Source organism: Glycomyces sp. NPDC047010, assembly GCF_040644205.1.
GTDB lineage: Bacteria > Actinomycetota > Actinomycetes > Mycobacteriales > Micromonosporaceae > Glycomyces.
In genome coordinates this window covers 87,133-106,369 of record NZ_JBEYVY010000002.1, presented here as the reverse complement: position 1 = coordinate 106,369, position 19,237 = coordinate 87,133, and the positions used below count along the sequence as shown (strand labels likewise).

Below are 19,237 nucleotides of genomic sequence, written 5' to 3'. Positions count from 1 at the left end.
GACCGCGGGAGCACACCCGGGGGGCGTCCTCCCGCGGCGGTGAGCGACTAGTTGATCGCCGTTGTGCCGTTGACCGTGAGGTACGAGGTTGCGCCGAGGGTCACGCCGCTTCCTACATGCACGGTGGGCCCGAAGCAGCCGCGCCTGAACCCGGGGTTCAGGGTGGACGAGTAGCAGCTGGCGTCGGCTCCGAAGCTGGTGTCGATGACGCCGGAGAGCTGGATCGCGCTCGACGAGTTGTTCACCACGACGAGCACGGCCTGGGCGTCGTAGTTGGCGTTGACGACGATGCAGGTCTGGAAGCCGACTCCGGCTTTCGCCGGGTGGATCTTGGTCGGATTGCAGCTCCAGGTCGGGCCGGTGTTCACTTCCTGCCAGTAGGGCGCGGCGGACGCCGGCGAGGCGGTGAACGCCAGACCCACGGCGGTCAGGACGCTGAGGACGGCGGCGGTGAGGATGCGGCTGAAGGCGCGGCTCTTGAGTCTGCGCAAGGGGGTCACTCCCTGAGGTCGTGTGTCGCGGAAGGGCGCAGTCGGGGTCAACTGCACACAGAAGGCACTCACGTGCCGAAATTCGCCGAGCGGGATCAACTGGATCTCGTTGCGCTCAGTGGACACTGTAATGCAAAAACCGTTGCTTCGCAATGACTCTCAGTGAGGTTGCTTCGCAGAGGCGTGTTGGTACTGGTCTGGCGGAGAAGGTGGGATTCGAACCCACGGTGGGTTTTGACACCCACGGCGGTTTTCAAGACCGCTGCACTAGTCCACTATGCGACTTCTCCAGAGCCTGTGAAGGCACGCGTCAATCTATCAAACGCGGTCGCTAGCACCGATCGGTCTGGACGCAGCAGGTCGCGCAGGTGCGCCCGCCCTCGATGGTCAGCGCCAGGCAGCAGGTGCGGCGCCGGTAGGCGAGGCGGCCGTCCTCCCCGGTGGCGACGTCCACCAGGTGCGCCACGTCGAACGCTTCGAGCAGGGTCTTCGCGATGACCTCGTCGGCGTCCGGCACCGCGGGGGCCATCGACGCGACCGCGTACGACAGGCCCGAGGCCAGCGACCCCATGAGCGTGCGGCGCCCGACCCGCACCCGGGCCAGGAACGCGTCCAGGACCGGCGCGAGGTGGTCGTCGAAGGCCGTGGCGCGCAAGCGGTCCAGCAGGACTTCCTCGTTCGCGACGACCTCGACGTCCGGGTGGCCCGCGCACGGGTCGTGCGGGAGCGCGAGGAACCGCGGGCGGGCCTGGCGCACCGAGAACATCGGGGCGTCGGCGCTCACGCGGAAGACGGTGTTCGCGGCGTCCATGACGGGGACGCGGCGGGCGGCGATGTAGCCGAGGACGGCGGGTGCGAGGGTCCAGTAGCAGTAGGTCTTCCACGCCAGGGCCGCGTTCGCGTGGGCGGAGCCGCCCCACAGGGCGGCGGCGGTCGCCATGAGCTCTTCGACGCGGACGCCCGCGGCGAGCTCGGCGGCGGGGAACTCGACGGCGTCGGCGACGGGGTCGCCGTAGAGCCAGGACCTGATCCCGGCGACCGGGTGGGGGCCGCTCTCGCGCTCGACCCGGGCCGCGACGGCGCGCAGCGCGCGCATCGGGTTGGTGAGGGGCGCGAGTGCGAGTACGGGGGCGCCCGTGAAGGCTTCCGCAGTCGCGAGCCGCATCAGGATACCCCTCTCAGGTAAGGACTGGCTAACCTTACCTGATTCCGCAAGCCTAGTGTCAATAAACCGACAGACGCGGCGCGGCGACGGGGTGTAGGCAGGCGAGGTGCCGTGAGGGTGAGCGTCGCCGAGTGGGATGAGATTCACAGCACCTCGCCTAACGCCTTCGATCATGCCCCTGACTTGCGGCGACGCGTCGCACACGCGGTGCGACCGGTCCCGTCGCGGCGTCCCCTTTCGTGTCTCTGGCACTCTGGTGCGCATGCCGCAGACCGATGCCCCTCCGCTCCTCCCACGCCGCACGATCGGCCGCGAGGTCGTCATCGTGCTCCTGCTCTCCCTGGGCGCCTCCGCGATCTGGTCGGCCGTCGACATCGTCGGGACCCTCACCGAGCCCGGCGGCCTCGCCGACTCCGTCCAGTCCATGAACTCGGCGCGCGCTGAAGCCGAGCGCCCCTGGTACGACCTCGCGCAGCAGATCGTCAGCCTCACCCTCGCCATGGCCCCGGTGGCGCTGGCGCTCCACCTCCTCAGCCTCGACCGCGGGAACCCGTTCCGGCTCATCGGCTTCGACGCGCGCCGCCCCTGGTTCGACCTCCTCGGCGGGGCGGGCCTGGCCGCGTGCATCGGCATCCCCGGCCTCGCGCTCTACTTCACCGCCCGCGCCCTCGGCCTGAACGCGACCATCGCGGCCGCCAACCTCAACGACGTGTGGTGGGCCGTCCCGGTCCTCGTCCTCGCCGCCCTCAAGAACGCGATCGTCGAAGAGGTCGTGGGCGTCGGCTACCTCGTCACCCGCCTCCAGCAGCTCGCCTGGCGCCCCGTGACCATCGTCGTCGCGCACTCGCTCCTGCGCGGGACGTACCACCTCTACCAGGGTTTCGGCGGCTTCATCGGCAACGCCGTCATGGGCGCGGTCTTCGCGCTGTGCTTCCTCAAGTGGAAGCGCACCGGCCCCCTCGTCGTCGCCCACACCCTCCTCGACATCGCCGCCTTCGTCGGATACCTCCTGGTCGCACCCCACGTGAGCTGGCTCTGACCGACCCCAACCCGCTTGGCCCCCCTCGCGCCCTACCGGTATGCTCGATGCTCGTACGTCTGACGTGCGGCTCCTGGAGGATTCGCATAGTGGCCTAGTGCGCCCGCCTGCTAAGCGGGTTTCGGGTGATACCCGATCATGGGTTCAAATCCCATATCCTCCGCAACGAAGTGGAGGAGGTCAGAAAGTATGGCCTCCGCCGTGAACCGTGGGACCCTGCCGAACCGGCAGGGTCCCACGGTCGTTTTCGCGCATCCAGTGGCCGCTGTGCCGCGCATCATGGTTGACCTTGACCCGGGGTCAGGGTGGAGGGTTTCCGCATCGGCGACGAGCCGAGGGGAAACGACCGCTTGAAGGAGCGAACCGCCATGACCGACAACTCTTCTGCCCGTACCGGCGACCTGCAACGGACTCTTGAGTCGATCGTCGGGTCCGGCATCGTCGGGATCACCGCCCGCGTCAACGACCGGCACGGGGAGTGGACCGGCAGCGCCGGGGCCGCCGAGCTCGGCGGGGGCGCGAAGCCGCACGTCGACGGGTACGTCCGGATCGGCAGCAACACCAAGACCTTCACTGCGACGATGGTGCTGCAACTGGTGGCCGAGGGTCGGATCGGCCTGGACGACCCGGCCGCGGGCCACCTGCCCGAGTTCGGGATCGACGAGCGGATCACCGTGCGGATGCTGCTCCGGCACACCAGCGGCCTGTTCAACTTCACCGGCGAGGTGTACGAGGACGGCTCGGTCGTGCTCGGCGTGCCCATGCCTTACGGCCCCAACGGGAAAGAATGGCTGGACAACCGGCTCAAGACGTACCGGCCGCAGGAGCTGGTCGAACTCGCGCTCGCCAGGCCCGCGCGCTTCGAGCCCGGTGCGGGCTGGAGCTACTCGAACACCAACTACGTCCTCGCCCGCCTGCTCATCGAGCGGGTCACCGGCCGCACGGTCCAGGAGGAGATGCAGCGGCTCATCCTCGCCCCGCTCGGCATGTCGCACACCGCGGTCCCGACCGGCGCCGAGATCCCCGAGCCCTACGCCCACGCCTACTACCGGGACGGGGAGGACACGGTCGACATCTCCCGCCAGGACCCCTCCTGGGTGTCCGCGGGCGGCGACATGATCGCCACGACCGGCGACCTGCACACGTTCATCGCCGCGCTCACCGGCGGCAGGCTCCTCCCGGACGAGCTGCGCGAAGAGATGTTCACCCCGCACGCCACGGGCATCCCCGGCATGGACTACGGGCTCGGCGTGTTCGTGCTGACCACCGACGACGGCGCCACCGTCATCTCCCACAACGGCGCCCTGGCCGGGTACGCGGCGCTCATGTACGCGACCCCCGACGGGTCCACGACCCTCACCGCCGCCCTCAACTGCGTGGACGACGCGGGCCTCACCGTGGCCGCGGCATTCCAAGGCGCGCAGCAGCGCCTGCTCGGCGAAGTGTTCAGCAGCGGCCGGGCCGCATAGACCAGAGACGCTGGGGCCGCGCCCGGCCCGCCGGGCCGGGCGCGGTCTGGGTCCGGGACGCCGACGACCCCAGGGAGGATGAGCGCATGCGCAACGGAGTCACGATCGGCCGAGCGGCCGCGTTCGTCGGCGTCACGGTCAAGACGGTCCGGCACTACCACAAGCTCGGCCTGGTGGGCGAGCCCGAACGCGACGCCTCCGGATACCGCCGCTACGGATCGGACGACCTGCTCCGGCTCGTGCGGGTCCGGACCCTCGCCGCCGCCGGCGTGCCCCTGGTCGAGATCGGGTCCCTGCTCGACGCCGACCCCGCGCGGTTCGCGACCGGGATCTCCGGAGTCGAACGGCGGCTCGACGAGCGCATCGCCGAGCTCACCGCGCGCCGCGCCATGCTCCACCGCCTCGCCGACGGCGACCGGGCGCTGCTGCCCGACCGGGCCGTCGCGATGTTGCAGGGCATGCGCGACAACGGTTACACCGCCGCCGAAATCGAATCCACAAGGGATAGCTGGATCCTCGCCCGCGCCCTGGTCCCCGAGGGCTTCGACGACTACCTCGACCAGTTCGAGCACGTACTCGGGGACGCCGCCCTGCGCGATTTCTCCAGGCGCGTCGCCGAGGCCGCGGCCTGGGACCCCGACGATCCCCGCATCGAGCGGCTCGCCGCCGACGCGGCCGACCACTACCTCGCCGACCCCGTGCTCCTGAAGACCGTCACCGGCTTGCAGGCCCGCACCGACACGGCCGCCCGGTACGCGATGATCGCCCGCCACGGCGAACGGCCGACCCCGGCCATGGCGCGGCTCTCCTCGCTGTTCGAAGCACGACTCCGCGCCGCCGGAATCCGCATCCCCGGCCCGAGCACCCGATGACCGCGCCGGGCGTCGGCCGCCCGTTCTGTATTGGTTGCGCCGCCTTTTTAGGATGCGGCGAAGGCCGAGACGCGGAGGGGGCCTCGTGGGCGATGAGGGCGGCCGGGCGAGCGGCTGGCACTGGCATGAGTACCGGGTCGGGTTCGCGGGTGAGACCGCGCGGGCGTGCGCAAGGTCGTTGACCGCGTTCCTGATCGGGTTGGCGGCGGCGTTCGTGCTGCTGATGGGTGCGGGGATCATGGCCGAGGAGCACCTGATCGGCGATCCCGGAGCCGAAATGGCCGTCGACCACCTCAGCCGGATGAGCGCGGGCCTCCTGCTCGGGTTCGCGCTGGTCGCCGCGGTCCTGTGGGCGGTGGCGGGGTGCTTGCAGGAGACGGCCACGTCGAAGGCGCTCGTCAGGGCCGCGGAGCGGGGGGCGTCGCGTCAGGCCGTCCCCTCGCCCGAGCAGGTGGCGTCGGTGATCAACGAGCCGGCGCGGACGCTCAGGTACTTCGCGTGGTGGAACGCCGCGTGCGTCGGCGGGCTCGGGCTGATCGCACTGCTCGTGGTGCTGGCCGACAGCGACCCCGACGGCTGGAACGTCACGTGGGCCTGCCTCGCCTACGCGGCGCTCATGGGCCTCGTCGGGTACGCCTGCCAGAAGTGGCTCCCCGCGATCCACCGGCGCCGCCGCGCCCTGATCGCTGCGCACTGGAAGTCCGGGGACGAGACCGAGGCGTGGAAGCGGGCGAAGTCCGGGGGCCGGGGCCGCGGCGCCAGGTTGACGTTCTCGAAGGGGGAGGGCCTCGTCCACGGCGGGGCGCTGCTCTGCGTCCTCGGCTTCGTCGCGCTGTCGGCGTCGCTGGGACTGCGCTGCGGGTCCGCCCCGAGGGCCGGGGCCCAATGCGACGAGGTCCACTATGCGGCGCCCGTCGAATTCGTGATTTCGGGCGGGATCTGGATCTTCGCGGTCCTGCTCCCCATCGCTGCACTGCTCGCGGTGGCCGGGGTCCTGATCGACTGGCGGCGGCGGCAGTCCGAGCGCGCCGAACTGCGCGCGGCGCTGGCCGACCCCCGGTCCTCCCGCCCCGACGGGGACCTCCTGGACTACCACGTGGCGCGGCGCATCCACCCCCTGGCGCGCGTCGCCACGGTGCTGTCCGGGATCGGCCTGGTGTTCGGCACCGCCGCCTCCCTGCTCGGGCAGGGCTACGGCCTCGGCTCGCAGGAGTTCTTCGCCCTCTACCGCACCGAATCCCTTGCGGCCGTGCTCGTCTCGGCGGGCCTGTTCGTCGCGGCCACGGCCGGCACCGGGATCGCCAACGCCCGCGGGCGCGCGCTCCGCAACGCGCTCATGGAGCGCTGGCCCCTCCACCCGCACGTCCCGCGCGACGCCAAAGGCAAACCCAAGCGCCGCGTCCGCGGCCTCGCCCTCTGAGCTCGGCGAGGTTCGTGGTGAGGAGTTGAAGTCGGCCCCGCGGTCAATCGGCGGGGGGCTCCTGGAGGGCGGCGAGTTTTGCGCGGACTGATTCGGTGTCGGCGTGGCCGAGGTCGGTGAAGGTGTCGAGGGCCTGCTGCCAGGCGGTGCAGGCGGCGGCGGGGTGGCCGGAGGCGAGGTGGAGGTCGCCGAGGGACGTGAGGGCGTGTGCGGCGTCGAGGTGCTCGCCGAGTTCGCGGTCGCGGGCGAGGGCGCGGAGGTAGTAGGAACGGGCTTCGTCGTGGTTGCCGAGGCGGAAGTGGATGAGGCCGAGGCTGTCCCAGGTCATGGCCTCCATGGGGGCGCGGTGGCCCGGTTCGAGGCCGCGGGCGGCGGCGAGGGCGCGCTCGCAGTGGTCGAGGGCCTCGGGGTAGTCGCCGAGCTGCGCGTGGAACCAGCCGACGGCGTTGAGGCCGCGGGCGATGCCGACGGGGCTGCCCGCGGTCGTGAAGAGCTCCAGGACGCGACGCGAGTGGTCGAGCCCTTCGGCATGGCGCCCTTGCTGTCCGGCGAGGCCCGCGAGGCTGTGGTACGTCGCGGCGCGGCCGATGAGGTCGCCCGTCCCGGCGGAGAGTTCGAGGGCGCGGAGGAGGTGCGCGCGGCTCTCGTCGAAGCGGCCGAGGCGGGTCTCGCTCCAGGCCAGGGCCCGGAGCGTGTTCGCCTGGGCCGCAATGGAGCCGAGGCGTTCGGCGGCGGCGAGGGCGGTGCGGCAGAGGGCGAGGTGGTCGCGGAGGCGGCCGCGGACGGAGAAGAAGCCGAACAGCGCCCATGAGGACTGCCAGACCTGGGCGTCGAACGCGCCGGGCGCCTGGCGGATCGCCGTTGCGGTCATCCCCGGGTGCTCCGCCTCGAACCAGGCGACGGCGGCGTCCCGGTCGGCCAGGGTTTCGGGGGCGGCCCCTGGTGCCGGTTCGGCGAGGGGGACGGCGAGTTCGTGGGTGCTCGGCTGGATGAGGAGCGCGGCCGGGTACGCGGTGTGGACGTAGTGGTCGAGCAGGCGGCGCATCGCCTCAAGGCGCTCGGCCTCGGAGCCGCTGCGGCCCAGGAGGACCGCGTGGTCGCGGAGGAGGTCGTGGAAGGCGAAGCGGCCGCGGGCGCCCTCGGCGAGGAGGTTCGCGCGGGTCAGCTCCAGGAGCGCGGCCGCGGTGTCGGCCGGGCCCTGCCCGGTGAGGCTCGCGGCGATGGCGGCGGTGAAGTCCGGGCCGGGGTGGAGGCCGAGGAGGCGGTAGGCGCGCTGGGCCGCGGGGGTGAGGTGCTGGTACGAGGCGTCCATCGCGGCGGCGACCGAAGTGGACGGATCGGTGGGACCGACCTGCAAGTGGCCGAGCCGGTCCGCGGCGAGGGTCTCGGCGTACTCGCCGATCGAGGCCGTGCGCGAATGGTGCGTGAGGTAGTTGGCGGCCGCGATGTGGATCGCGAGCGGCAGGCGCCCGCAGGCCGCGGTGAACGCGGCGATCTCGTCCCCGCCGGCGCCCTTGACGGCGAGGCGCCCGAGCAGGCTCCGCAGCAGCGCGTCGGCCTCGGCGCCGGTGAGCGCGTCCAGGGCCAGGTCGGTGACGCCGGAGCGGGTGGCGTGCAGGCCGTCGAGCCGGTTGCGGCTGGTGACGACCGCGAGGCACCCGGGCCCGGCGGGCAGGAGCGGGCGGACCTGCGGCTCGGCGTGCGCGTTGTCGAGGACGACGAGAATCCGCCTGCCGCGCAACGACTCCTGGTACTGCGCGCTGAGCGCCGCGGGGTCGGCGGGCAGCGCCTGCGGGTCGGTGCCGAGCTGCTCCAGCAGTCGCGTCATCGCCTGCTCGGGGGTCACCGGCGGCGCCTCCGCGTAGCCGTTGAGGTCGAGGTACGCGCACCCGTCCGCGAACGCCGCCCGCACGGCCCGGCTCCGGGCCCAGTGGACGGCGAGCGCGGTCTTCCCGACGCCGCCGGTCCCGGTGAGCACGGCGACGGCCGCGTCCTTCCGGTGCCCGCGCAGCAGCCGGTCGAGGCGCCGCAGCTCCTCGCCGCGGCCGGTGAACGCCCGGTCGCCCGCGGGCAGGGCCCGGGCGGGCCAGTCGGCGGCGGGGGTGGTCAGGGACGTGCCGGTGAGGCGGCGGCGCACCTCGTCGAGCTGCACGCGCTCGCGCAGGCTCAGGCCGAGGCGCGGGTTGCTGAGGAGGAGGTCGAACCGGTCGGGCTCGTCGCCCGCGGGCGGGCGCGGGAGGTGCTCGCCGCGGATCCAGTAGTACACCGTGACGCGGCTGACGTCCTCTGTGGACTCTGCGATCTGCCTGACGGTGCAGCCGGAGTCGGCGATGCGGGCGCGCAGCCACGCGCCGAGCTTCGCGGGCGTGTCGAGGTGCGCGAACTCCCCGTCCTCGGGGCGGTGCCCGGTGAGCCAGGAGCGGACGACCGCCTCGCCGATCCCGAGGTCGCGGGCGGCCTCGGCGGCGGTCCGGCCGGTGTCGGCCAGGTGTGCGGCCAGCCAGGAGGACAGCTTCGCGACGGTGTCGGAGCCGGGCGGTCGCGGACTCTCGGTCACGGGAGGGTGCCTCCACTGGGGTCGGCGCCGAGGACCGGTTCAACGTAGTTCAACGGCTCCTTCTCGTCAACGCCCGCACGGGATTCAATGGCGCGGACCGCCGCGGTCCACCAGGCCGCGGCGGCCCGGGACGTACCGAGGGAGGCGCATGACCGAGCAGGCGGCCAGGTTCCGCGACGTGTTCGCGGTGGGCGAGTTCCGGGTGCTGTGGATCGCGCAGACCCAGTCGCGCATCGGCGACCAGTTCGCGCGGGTCGCGTTGGCGCTCCTGGTGTTCGACCGGACGTCCTCCGCGGCCCTCACCGCGCTCGTGTACGCCTCCACGTACCTGCCGCCGCTGCTCACGGCCCCGCTGCTGGCCGGGCTCGCGGACCGGTACTCGCGCCGGACCGTCATGGTCGCCGTGGAGCTGATCCGCGCGGTCCTCATCGGGCTCATGGCGGTCCCGGCCGTGCCGCTGCCGCTGCTCGCCGTCCTCGTGGTCGCCGCGTCCTGCCCCGACCCGCTGTTCTCCGCCGCCCGCATCGCGACACTCCCCAGGGTGCTCCCGGACGGGCGCTACCAGGTCGGCATGAGCATCGCGTCGTCCACGGACGGGATCGCGCAGATCGCCGGGTTCGCGCTCGGCGGCGTCATCGTCGCGGGCACCGGGAGCCCCCACCTGGTGCTCGCGATCGACGCCGCCTCGTTCCTCGTCTCGGCCGCGCTGCTGCGCTGGGGCCTGCGCCCGCACCTGCCCGAGCCCGAGACCGACCAGAAGTCCGCCCGCGCCAGCGGGTTCGCGCTCGCGGGCATCAGGCTCGTCGCGGGCGACCGGCGCCTCATGGGCCTGGCCGCCCTGGTGTGGACGTTCGGGTGCTTCGTGGTCCCCGAGGCGATGGCCGCCCCGTACGCCGAGCAGATCGGCGAAGGGGACGCCGCAGTCGGCGTGCTCATGGCCGCGGACGTCGTCGGCATGGTGGTCGGCGGCCTGCTCGTGGCGCGGCTCGGGACCGGGCTGCGGCGGCGCCTCACGGTGCCGCTCGCGTTCGCCGCGGGACTCCCCTTGGCCGCCACGGCGTTCGCACCGGGCCTGCCGGTCACGGTGGTGCTGTGGGCGGTCTCGGGCCTGGCGTCGAGCTACCTCGTGCTCGCGCAGGTCAGGTTCGTGCAGCTGGTGCCCGACGGGATGCGCGCCCGTGCCGTCGGGTTCGCCGCCGCGGGCCTCCAGACCGCGCAGGGCCTCGGCATGGTCGCGGCGGGCGCGCTCGCCGAGGCGATGCCCCCGTCGACCGCGATCGCGGTGTGCGGCGCCGCCGGTTCCCTCGGCGCGCTGGCGATCGCGTTCGCCTTCGGGCTCACCGGCACGGACGGGCCGCGGACTCCCGAGCGGTCGCCGGACCGGGCGGAGCCGATTCGCACATGAGGAGAGGAGGGGCCATGACGAACAACCACGTGCAGAAGGACAGCGCCTGGCGCTAGCAGTCGCCGGACCGGATTCGCACACGAGGAGAGGAGGAGCCATGACGAACAGCCACATGCAGAAGGACAGCACCTGGCGCTAGCGCCACCAGCACTGCGGGGACGCCGGGTCGGCGTCCCCGCGGTCGTGTCAGCGGTTCCAGGACTGGGGCGGGAGCTGGGTCCAGGCGTGGCAGGCGGCCACGAGTTCGGCGATGTCGCCGGGGCGGGCGAGGCTCCTGCCGGTGACGACCTCGATGCGGCGGAGGCGGTGGCGGATCGTGTTGGGGTGGCAGGTGAGGGCCTCGCCGGTGGCCTGGGCCGAGCCGCCCGCCTCGATCCAGGCGTTGAAGGTCTCCAGGAGGAGGTCGCGGCGGTCGGGGGCGAGGTCGAGGAGGCCGCCGAGGACGGTCCGGGAGGTCTCCTGGGCCGCGTCGGGGGCGGATGCGACGAGGACGTTCATCGGGTTGTCGCGGAACTGCTCCACCGTGGCGGTCCCGGGGTGGCGGCGCAGCACCAGCTGCGCGAGGCCCATCGCCCAGGCGGCGCGGCGCAGCGGCACGAAGACCGGGCTGACGCCGATCGGGCCGGAGGCGTGGCGCTCCAGGACGTCGAGGACCGGCCTCATGCGGGAGGTCTTGTCCAGGGACAGGACCCCGTACAGCGCGTCCTGCGCGAGGTGCCACACCGACGCGACGTCGATCGCCGAGAGGCTCGAACCGACCCGCGGGATCGGGTCCTCGCCGAGGCCGGTGGCCGCCGCGACGACCACGAACTCGCCCTCGACGGGCAGCCGCAGCTTGTCCGCGACCTCGACGACCGTGGCGAGGCCGATGTCGCTGGTGAGCAGCACGTTCACGAGGGCCGCGCGCTCGCGCTCGCGGGTGAGCAGGAGGTGCTGGGCCTCCTCGCGGTACGCGTGGATGAGGGTGTCGCCGACGAGGTTGTGCAGGTGGAACCAGTTGCGGGACAGGTCGACGACCTCGTCCGCGGGGATCGGGGGCGCCAGCCGCGCGGCGTTGATGATGGCGTCCCACGTCTCGTCGTAGCCCATGCGGAACGATGACAGGAGGTCCGCGAGCGGCATGCCCTGCTGCGCCCGCAGGCGGCCGGTCTTGACGGCCATCGCCAGGTCGAACTTGCGGCCGGACAACCGGTCGAACGCGTCCTCGACGTTGCCGACGACCGACGCGAGCACCATCTCCCGCGGGATCGCCCCGGCCGCGTAGACCGGGATCTCCGTGAAGATCCGCTGCGTGATGAGCTCGGCCAGCGCCGGGACGCCGCCGCCGATGCGCCGGATGATCTCTTCCGCTGTCCTGCTTGTCGATTCGATGCTCTCCACCGTCACCTCCGCCGGGATCGCCTGCGCGCGGACTGTGTCGGGGAACAACGCGCCGGCCGAAACGCTGTCCCGCCTGCCAATGACCGGAATCGCGCTCACCCGTCAATCTATATGGCACGACGCACAGTCGCAGGACCGTATGCGGTCGCCAGCCCGTGCCGACCAGCTCCGATCCCACCACGGGCCCGCACCGCGCGTCCACGGCCGACAGGAAAAGCATGCTTTCGGTACTCATCTGCTCCCGCACGTTCGCCGCGACGCAGCGCATGGCCGCCGTCGCCGCCCGGCACGGCATCGACCACGCCGTGCGCACGGCGGGCACCGGCGACGACGCCCTCGCCATGCAGGCGCAGCGCCCCGCCGAGGTGGCGATCCTCGATGCGGCCGTGGCCCTCTCGTACGGGGCGGCGTTCCTGACGCGGGTGCGCCGCACCTGGCCGCGCACGGCGATCATCGTCGTCGGGGTGACCGGCCCGCAGCTCGCGGCCGAGGCGGTGACCGCGGGCGCCCGCGGCGTGTTCGGCTCCGGCGCGGACGCGGACGAGCTGGTGTCGGCCCTGACGTGCTCGATGCTGGCGAACTGGCCGCGGCCCGGCGTCGCGGCGAAGCGGAGGGCCGAGCCGACGTTCGGGGCCGCGCCCACCGAGCGCGAGCTCGAAGTACTGCGCGCGATGAGCGAGGGCCACAGCAACGCCGAGATCGGCCGGCTCCTGTTCCTCAGCGAGGACACCATCAAGACCCATGCGCGGCACCTGTACCGCAAGCTCGGGGCCCGCGACCGGGCGCACGCCGTCGCCGCGGGGTTCCGCATCGGCATCATCTCGTAGCGCCCGGGACGGGAGTTGCGGGTGGGGCGGGGCGGTGTGAGAATGGCTCCCATGGCGATCCCCGACCTGGACGAACTGCGCGCGGACATCACCGCCCGGCAGGGGCGGCGCGCCCGCGGGCCCGAGCTGCCGCACGTGGAGGACCTCACCGGCCCCGGCGGGCTGCGGCTGCGCCGGTACGGGCACGGGGAGCCGCGCCCGGTCGTGGTGTTCGTCCACGGCGGCGCGTGGGTGATCTGCGACCTCGACACGCACGACCGCACCTGCCGCCGCATCGCCGCCGAGTGCGGCGTCGAAGTGCTCGCCGTGGACTACCGGCTCGCCCCCGAGCACCCGAACCCCGCCGGGATCGAGGACGTCGCCGCCGTGCTCCACTGGGCCCGGCCGTGGGCCGTCGCCGGGGACTCCGCGGGCGGGTTCCTCGCCGCCATGGCCTGCATCCGACTGCGCGACAACGGGGAACCCGTCCCTGACGTGCAGATCCTCCTGTGCCCCAACACGGACCTGACGCTCTCGCAGCCGAGCGTCGAGGAGAAGGGAACCGGCTTCGGGCTCGACGCGGACTTCCTCGCGTGGGCCGCCGCGCAGTGGGAGCCCGACCCCGGGCGCCGCGCCGACCCCGCGAACAGCCCGATGCTCGTCCCCGACCTGCGCGGCCTCCCGCGCGCCGTGATCGTCACCGCCGAGGACGACGCCCTGCGCGACGAGGGCCGGGTCTTCGCCGACCGCCTCCGCGAGGCCGGGAACGACGTCGTCTACCGCTGCGAGCCGGGCCTCGTCCACGGGTTCATCCAGGGCATGGACCTCACCTCGCCCGAGGCCGCCGCCGCCCACGAACGCGTCTTCGCCGACATCCGCGCGCTGCGCTGACACCGGGCCCGCCGCCGTGTCAGCGGCGTGTCAGGCCCCGCCCGCACCCTTGCGGGCATGCACACCACCGAACCCCCCGTCGACCTTGCCGGCGTCACCCGCGTCTACGGGAAGGGCGCCACCGCCGTGCGCGCCCTCGACGGCGTCGACATCGCGTTCCCCGCAGGCTCCTGGACCGCCGTCATGGGCCCCTCCGGGTCCGGCAAGTCCACGCTCCTGCACTGCGCCGCCGGGCTCGAACGCGTCACCGCCGGGACCGTGCGGGTCGGCGGCCGCGACATCACCGGCGCCACCGACGCCGAACTGACCCGCCTGCGCCGCACCGAGATCGGCTTCGCGTTCCAGACGTTCAACCTCATCGCCTCCCTCACCGCGGAGCAGAACGTCGCCATGCCCCTGCGCCTCGCCGGACGCAAACCCAAGCGCGCCGAGGTCCACGCCGTGCTCGACGCCGTGGGCCTCGCCGACCGCCGCAGGCACCGCCCCCGCGAGCTCTCCGGCGGCCAGCAGCAGCGCGTCGCCATCGCCCGCGCCATGGTCACCCGCCCCGCCGTGCTCTTCGCCGACGAGCCCACCGGCGCCCTCGACACCAAGGCCGCCCGCGCTGTCCTCGCCCTCATGAGGTCCATGGTGGACGAACGCGGCCAGACCACGATCATGGTCACCCACGACCCGGCCGCCGCCGCGGCCGCCGACCGCACTGTTTTCCTCTCGGACGGCCGCATCGTCGACCGCCTCGAACGCCCCACGACCCGCCAGGTCGCCGAGCGCCTTGCGGCCCTGGAGGACTAGATGCCGCTCCTCGCCTGGAACACCTTCCGCGACCGCTGGCAGGTCTTCGCCGGGGCCCTCCTCACCGTCTGCCTCGGCGTCGCCCTCGTCCAGTCCTCGCTCCTCGCGCTCGTCGCCGCCGCGACCGCGCCGATCCCCGCCGGACTCCCCCCGGAGGACGCGCTCGCGCTCCAGGGCGCCTACGACGGGGCCCTGACGCTCCTGTCGATGGTGCTCGCGCTGGCCGCGTTCACCGCGGTGTTCATCGTCGCCTCGACGTTCGGTTTCACCGTGGCCCAACGGCACCGGGAGCTCGCGCTGCTGCGGCTCACCGGCGCGAGCCGCGGCCAGGTGCGCTCCCTCCTGGTGGGGGAGGCGGTCCTGCTCGGGCTCACCGGGTCCGCGCTCGGAATCGTCCTCGGCCTGCCGGTGATGCGCGTGCAGACCTGGGTCCTGGACCGGTTCGGGTTCGCCCCGCCGGGGTTCACGGCGCAGTGGCGGCCGTGGGTCGTCGCGGTGTCGCTCGGCACCGGCGTGCTCATCGCCGTCCTCGGGGTCCTCGCCTCGTCGCGGCGGGCCGCGCGCATCCGCCCGCAGGAGGCCCTGCGCGAAGGCGCGGAGGCCGCGCAGGTCATGACGGCGTCCCGCTGGGTCATCGGCCTGGTGTTCGTCGCCGGGGCCGTCGTCCTCTACGTGCTCTTCCCCGGAGGCGCCGCGCCCCTGCCGGTCTGGTTCATCCAAGTGACGCCGTTCCTGGTCTCGGTGCCCCTCGTCATCGGGTTCAGCGCGCTCGCGCCGCTCATCGTCCCGCTCGCGGCCCGGCTCTTCGGGCTCGTCTTCCGCGGCGTCACAGGGGAACTCGCGCTGTCGAACCTGCGGTCGGACGCCCGCCGCAGCGCCTCGACGGCCGCGCCGATCATGGTGCTGTTCGCGCTCACCGCGAGCATCGGCGGCACCCTCGCCACCGTCGGCGAGGCCGGGCGCCAGGAGACGATGAGCACTGTGGACGGCGATTTGATCGTCGCCGCCGACCGTCCCGAGGCCGGGATCGCCGAGGCGGACGGCGTCGCCGCGGCGTCCGCGCAGGCGCAGGTCCTCTTCGAGCTGGCCTTCGAGGAGTCCGGCGCCGCGTGGACCGAGGCGCACTACGGCCTCGCCGTCGACCCCGCCGACTACGCCGCGACCCATCACGTGGAGCCCGTCGCGGGCGACCTCGCCGACCTCACGGGGAACGCGGTCGCCGTGAGCCCCAAGGAAGGGCGCGAACGGGAGTGGGGCGTCGGCGACACGCTGCACGCCACCCTCGGCGGCGCGTCCTTCGACGTGCGGATCGCCGCGATCCTGCCGCCCTCGGTCGCCGGTCCCGAGTACCTGCTGCCCCTCGGCCTCGCGCCCGAGGGCGCCGGGGCGTGGGAGCACGTGGTCCGCCTCGACGAGGGCGCGGACGCCGACGCGGTCGCCGCGGACCTGCGCGGTTTCGGCCGGGTGACCACTGTGGAGGAGTGGGCCGACGCGGCCGCCGCCGCGGACGAGCGCTTCACCCGCGACACGATGATCGTCCTCCTCGGGATGACCATGCTGTACACCGTGATCGCGATCGTCAACGCCGTGGTCATCGCCGCCTCGAACCGGCGCCGCGAGTTCGCCGCCGCCCGCGTCACCGGCCTCGCCCGCGGCCAGGTCGTCGCCCTGGCGTTCCTGGAGTCGCAGGCCGTCGTGTGCATCGGCGTGCTCCTCGGCGCCCTCGCCGCCGCGGCCTCCGTGCTCGGCGTCTCGGCGGCCCTGGAGACCCTCGCCGGGACGAGCGCCCTCGCCGTCCAGTGGCCGCTGCTCATCGCACTGGCCCTCGGCGCGGCCGTCGTCGTCGGTGCGACGAGCCTGGTCACGGCCCTGTCGGCGACCCGCACGCCCCCGATCCGCCTCGTCGCCTCCCGCGAATAGCCCGGACCCCGCTTGACATATTCCGTTATGGGTATATGATCGGTGCATGGCACGAGCCGCGACCACCTCCGACGCGTTCAACGCGATCGCCGAGCCCCAGCGCCGGCGCATCCTCGACCTGCTCAGGGGACGGGAGCTGGCCGTGTCCGAGCTCGCGGGCGAGCTCGGCCTGCCGCAGCCCGGGGTGTCCAAGCACCTGCGGGTCCTGCGGGAGGTCGAGCTGGTGCGCGTGCGCAGCGACGGCAAGCAGCGCCTGTACTGCCTGAACGCCGAGGCCCTGCGACCGGTCCAGGAGTGGGTCGGCGGCTTCGAGCGGTTCTGGGAGGCGAGCTTCGACCGGCTGGACGAGTACGTGCAGGAACTGAAGGAAGAGGAAGGGCGAGATGGCGACTGACGAGCAGACGACCGACCGGGAGATCGTGCTCTCCCGCACGGTGAACGGCCCCAGGGCACTGGTGTTCAAGGCGTTCACCGAGGTCCGGCACCTCTCGAAGTGGTGGGGCCCCGACGGGTTCACGACCACGACGCGGGCCTTCGCGTTCCGCGAGGGCGGCGACTGGGACTTCACCATGCACGGCCCCGACGGCACCGACTTCCCGAACTGGATCACGTTCACCGAAATCACTGCGCCCGAGCGCATCCGGCTCGTCCACGGCACGTTCAAGGGCGACCCCGAGAGCTTCGACCAGGTCCTCACCTTCACCGACATCGGCGAACGGACCGACCTGGAGATGCGGACCGTGTTCCCGTCGAAGGCCCACAAGGACCTCGTCGTGGAGAAGTACGGCGCGATCGAAGGCGGCAAGCAGACACTCGGCCGCCTCGCGGCCTACATCGAGAAGGAAGGCCAGATCTGATGGCGGGCAAGGTGTTCTTCAGCGTGACCATGAGCCTCGACGGGTACACCGCCCCGGTCGACGGCGGCGCCATGAAGGCGATGAACGAGGGCCGCACCCACGACCCCGAGTACAAGCAGTGGATGTCGCAGTGGGCCGAGCTCCAGGGCTGGGCCATGGGGCAGGCGTTCTTCCGCGAGAACCTCAAGATGGGCTCGGGCGGCAAGACCGGCCCCGACAACGACGCCCTCAAGGCCGTGTTCGACCGGACCGGCGCCACGATCATCGGCAAGCGCATGTTCGACGGCGGCGAGGGCGGCTGGCCCGAGGACGCCCCGTTCCACACGGACGTCTTCGTGCTCACCCACGAGGTGCGCGAGCCCTGGGAGCGCCCGGGCGGCACCGTGTTCCGCTTCGTCAACGACGGGATCGAGAGCGCCCTCGCGCAGGCCCGCGCGGCCGCGGGGGACCGCGACGTGCGCATCGGCGGCGGCGCCGAGACGATCCTCCAGTTCCTCAACGCCGGGCACGTGGACGAGTTCTCGCTGACGCTGCGGCCGGTGCTCTTCGGCGGGGGCGACGCCCTCTTCGGCGGCATCGACCACGCCCGTGTCAAGCTCGAACCCGTCTCGTCCGTGGCGACCGAGTCCGGCACGCACCTGACGTACCGGGTCCGGTCCTAATCAACCACGGGTTTGACCCAATCAACCAGACGGATAATTAAGTGGTAGGGTTCGTCCTGTGGAACCCAGGACGAACCGGCGGGCCCCTGAGCCCTCGACGCGCGTACGCGATGCGGAGCGCACCAAGGCGAAGCTGCTCGACGCGGCGCTGACCGAGTTCGCCGCGCACGGCTACCAGGGCGCCCGCGTCGGCGCCATCGCCGAGCGCGCGGGCGTCAACAAGCAGCTCGTCAGCTACTACTTCGGCGGCAAGGAGGGCCTGTACCGCGCCCTCCAGCGCGGCTGGCTGGAGCACGAGCGCGACCACGCCGAGTCCGGCGTCCCGCCCGAGGAGCTCATGCGCTGGTACCTGCGCAAGAACCTCTCCGACGTGCGCACCGTGCGGCTCGTCCTGTGGCAGGCCCTCGCCGAGGGCGGCCCGCAGGAGGAGACCCAGGCCGACGTCGAGGCCGAGCAGGAGCGGATGCGCGAGCGGCAGGACCGCGGCGACTTCGCCCCCGACCTGGACACCGCCGCCGTGCAGCTCGCCATGATGGGCATGGTCTTCGCGCCCGCGGTCTTCCGCACCACCGCCCGGCGCCTCTTCGGCGTCGACATCGACGATCCCGATTTCGAGACCCGTTACGGCGACACCCTGTCGCGCATCCTCGCGCGGCTCGCCGTGGACACCACCACCGAAGGAGACCACCCATGACCGTCCTGGTCACCGGCGCGCGAGGTTCCATCGCGCGCAACGTCATCGCGCAGCTGATCCTCGCGGGCACGCCCGTCCGCGCGGCCAGCCGCACCCCGGTCGAGGTCGAGCTGCCGGGCGGCGCGCTGCCCGCCCGCTTCGACCTCACCGCCCCCGAGACCCTCGCGCCCGCACTGGAAGGCGTCGAGAAGGTCTTCCTGTACGCGGCCCACGAGGGCATCGAGCACTTCGTGCCCGCCGCGGAGGCCGCGGGCGTCAAGCACGTGGTCCTGCTGTCCTCGGCCGCCGCCGCCGGCCCCGAGACCAACCCGATCGCGCAGGTGCACCTCGCCGTCGAGCGCCCGCTCGAAGCGTCGAACCTGTCGTGGACGTTCGTGCGGCCGGGCATGTTCGCCACCAACTCGCTGTGGTGGGCCGAGTCGATCAAGACCGAAGGTCTGGTGCGCCTTCCCTACCCGGACGCGCCCGTGAACCCGATCCACGAGCGCGACATCGCCGACGTCGCGGCGACCGCGCTCCTCAGCGGCGGCCACGAGGGGCAGAAGTACATCGTGGACGGTCCGGGGCACCTGCCGCAGCGCGAGCAGGTCGCCTTGATCGGCAAGGCGATCGGCCGCGACATCGCGGTCGAGGAGCTGCCGCGCTCGGCCGCCGAGCGGTTCATGCCCGCGGCCCTGCTCGACATGCTCGCCTCGGCCCAGGCGATCTCCTACGGCCCCACGTCCGAAGCGGTCACCGGCCGCCCGGCCCGCACTTATGAGCAGTGGACCGTGGACCACGCCGCCGACTTCCGCTGAACCGGCGGAGCCCGAACAGG

General features: G+C 72.8%; 18 protein-coding genes and 2 tRNA genes. 15 read left to right on the top strand and 5 right to left on the bottom strand.

Translation table 11 applies throughout. The features are described 5' to 3' along the window. Positions 1-47 precede the first annotated feature (47 nt). The 3 genes from AB0A65_RS03985 to AB0A65_RS03975 all read right to left on the bottom strand — a co-directional run bounded on the left by AB0A65_RS03985 (position 48) and on the right by AB0A65_RS03975 (position 1,656). Positions 48-491 carry a hypothetical protein gene (locus tag AB0A65_RS03985; protein ID WP_359945873.1) on the bottom strand — a complete coding sequence of 148 codons (444 nt, stop codon included), beginning with the start codon at positions 489-491 and terminating at the stop codon, positions 48-50. 198 nt (positions 492-689) lie between these two features. Then, positions 690-781: transfer RNA gene (locus tag AB0A65_RS03980), tRNA-Ser, on the bottom strand. Positions 782-822: 41 nt separating this feature from the next. Continuing rightward, positions 823-1,656: a hypothetical protein gene (locus AB0A65_RS03975; protein ID WP_359945870.1), complete on the bottom strand. Its 834-nt coding sequence runs from the start codon at positions 1,654-1,656 to the stop codon at positions 823-825. 262 nt (positions 1,657-1,918) lie between these two features. On the opposite strand from AB0A65_RS03975, the gene AB0A65_RS03970 reads away from it, so the two are divergent. The 5 genes from AB0A65_RS03970 to AB0A65_RS03950 all read left to right on the top strand — a co-directional run bounded on the left by AB0A65_RS03970 (position 1,919) and on the right by AB0A65_RS03950 (position 6,456). Continuing rightward, complete coding sequence (locus AB0A65_RS03970; protein WP_359945867.1) at positions 1,919-2,695, top strand: type II CAAX endopeptidase family protein; 777 nt, start codon at positions 1,919-1,921, stop codon at positions 2,693-2,695. A gap of 75 nt (positions 2,696-2,770) precedes the next feature. Beyond that, positions 2,771-2,858: transfer RNA gene (locus AB0A65_RS03965), tRNA-Ser, on the top strand. A gap of 205 nt (positions 2,859-3,063) precedes the next feature. Beyond that, the gene (locus AB0A65_RS03960) at positions 3,064-4,164 is read left to right on the top strand and encodes a serine hydrolase domain-containing protein (RefSeq protein WP_359945864.1); all 1,101 of its coding nucleotides are present in this window, start codon (positions 3,064-3,066) and stop codon (positions 4,162-4,164) included. An 86-nt stretch (positions 4,165-4,250) separates the two neighbouring features. Continuing rightward, positions 4,251-5,036: a MerR family transcriptional regulator gene (locus AB0A65_RS03955; RefSeq protein ID WP_359945861.1), complete on the top strand. Its 786-nt coding sequence runs from the start codon at positions 4,251-4,253 to the stop codon at positions 5,034-5,036. A gap of 85 nt (positions 5,037-5,121) precedes the next feature. Next, the gene (locus AB0A65_RS03950; protein ID WP_359945858.1) at positions 5,122-6,456 is read left to right on the top strand and encodes a hypothetical protein; all 1,335 of its coding nucleotides are present in this window, start codon (positions 5,122-5,124) and stop codon (positions 6,454-6,456) included. Positions 6,457-6,499: 43 nt separating this feature from the next. Here the strand turns inward: AB0A65_RS03950 and AB0A65_RS03945 are convergent, their stop codons facing one another. Next, on the bottom strand, positions 6,500-9,013 hold the full coding sequence (locus AB0A65_RS03945) for a tetratricopeptide repeat protein (protein ID WP_359945855.1): 2,514 nt from the start codon (positions 9,011-9,013) through the stop codon (positions 6,500-6,502). A gap of 148 nt (positions 9,014-9,161) precedes the next feature. Here AB0A65_RS03945 and AB0A65_RS03940 point away from each other — a divergent pair, with 148 nt between their 5' ends. Beyond that, complete coding sequence (locus AB0A65_RS03940; RefSeq protein WP_359945852.1) at positions 9,162-10,418, top strand: MFS transporter; 1,257 nt, start codon at positions 9,162-9,164, stop codon at positions 10,416-10,418. A 186-nt stretch (positions 10,419-10,604) separates the two neighbouring features. On the opposite strand, the gene AB0A65_RS03935 is transcribed toward AB0A65_RS03940, so the two are convergent. Next, positions 10,605-11,798, bottom strand: a complete 1,194-nt coding sequence (locus AB0A65_RS03935) for a helix-turn-helix domain-containing protein (RefSeq protein ID WP_359945849.1) — start codon at positions 11,796-11,798, stop codon at positions 10,605-10,607. Positions 11,799-12,016: 218 nt separating this feature from the next. On the opposite strand from AB0A65_RS03935, the gene AB0A65_RS03930 reads away from it, so the two are divergent. The 9 genes from AB0A65_RS03930 to AB0A65_RS03890 are packed head-to-tail and all read left to right on the top strand — an operon-like array spanning position 12,017 to position 19,217. After that, a complete protein-coding gene (locus AB0A65_RS03930; protein WP_359945847.1) occupies positions 12,017-12,625 on the top strand; it encodes a response regulator transcription factor in 609 nt (202 codons plus the stop codon). Positions 12,626-12,676: 51 nt separating this feature from the next. After that, the gene (locus AB0A65_RS03925) at positions 12,677-13,495 is read left to right on the top strand and encodes an alpha/beta hydrolase (RefSeq protein ID WP_359945844.1); all 819 of its coding nucleotides are present in this window, start codon (positions 12,677-12,679) and stop codon (positions 13,493-13,495) included. A gap of 57 nt (positions 13,496-13,552) precedes the next feature. Then, entirely contained in the window at positions 13,553-14,287 is a 735-nt protein-coding gene (locus tag AB0A65_RS03920; RefSeq protein WP_359945841.1) for an ABC transporter ATP-binding protein, read from the top strand. After that, positions 14,288-16,207: an FtsX-like permease family protein gene (locus tag AB0A65_RS03915; RefSeq protein ID WP_359945838.1), complete on the top strand. Its 1,920-nt coding sequence runs from the start codon at positions 14,288-14,290 to the stop codon at positions 16,205-16,207. Positions 16,208-16,253: 46 nt separating this feature from the next. Next, positions 16,254-16,601 carry a metalloregulator ArsR/SmtB family transcription factor gene (locus AB0A65_RS03910; RefSeq protein WP_359945835.1) on the top strand — a complete coding sequence of 116 codons (348 nt, stop codon included), beginning with the start codon at positions 16,254-16,256 and terminating at the stop codon, positions 16,599-16,601. Continuing rightward, positions 16,591-17,064 carry an SRPBCC family protein gene (locus AB0A65_RS03905; RefSeq protein ID WP_359945832.1) on the top strand — a complete coding sequence of 158 codons (474 nt, stop codon included), beginning with the start codon at positions 16,591-16,593 and terminating at the stop codon, positions 17,062-17,064. Before AB0A65_RS03910 ends, AB0A65_RS03905 begins: the two co-directional genes overlap by 11 nt. Continuing rightward, positions 17,064-17,726 carry a dihydrofolate reductase family protein gene (locus tag AB0A65_RS03900; RefSeq protein WP_359945829.1) on the top strand — a complete coding sequence of 221 codons (663 nt, stop codon included), beginning with the start codon at positions 17,064-17,066 and terminating at the stop codon, positions 17,724-17,726. The genes AB0A65_RS03905 and AB0A65_RS03900 overlap by 1 nt, the downstream gene beginning before the upstream one ends. A gap of 58 nt (positions 17,727-17,784) precedes the next feature. Then, the gene (locus tag AB0A65_RS03895) at positions 17,785-18,420 is read left to right on the top strand and encodes a helix-turn-helix domain-containing protein (RefSeq protein ID WP_359945826.1); all 636 of its coding nucleotides are present in this window, start codon (positions 17,785-17,787) and stop codon (positions 18,418-18,420) included. Then, a complete protein-coding gene (locus AB0A65_RS03890) occupies positions 18,417-19,217 on the top strand; it encodes an NAD(P)H-binding protein (RefSeq protein WP_359945823.1) in 801 nt (266 codons plus the stop codon). Before AB0A65_RS03895 ends, AB0A65_RS03890 begins: the two co-directional genes overlap by 4 nt. Positions 19,218-19,237 lie beyond the last annotated feature (20 nt).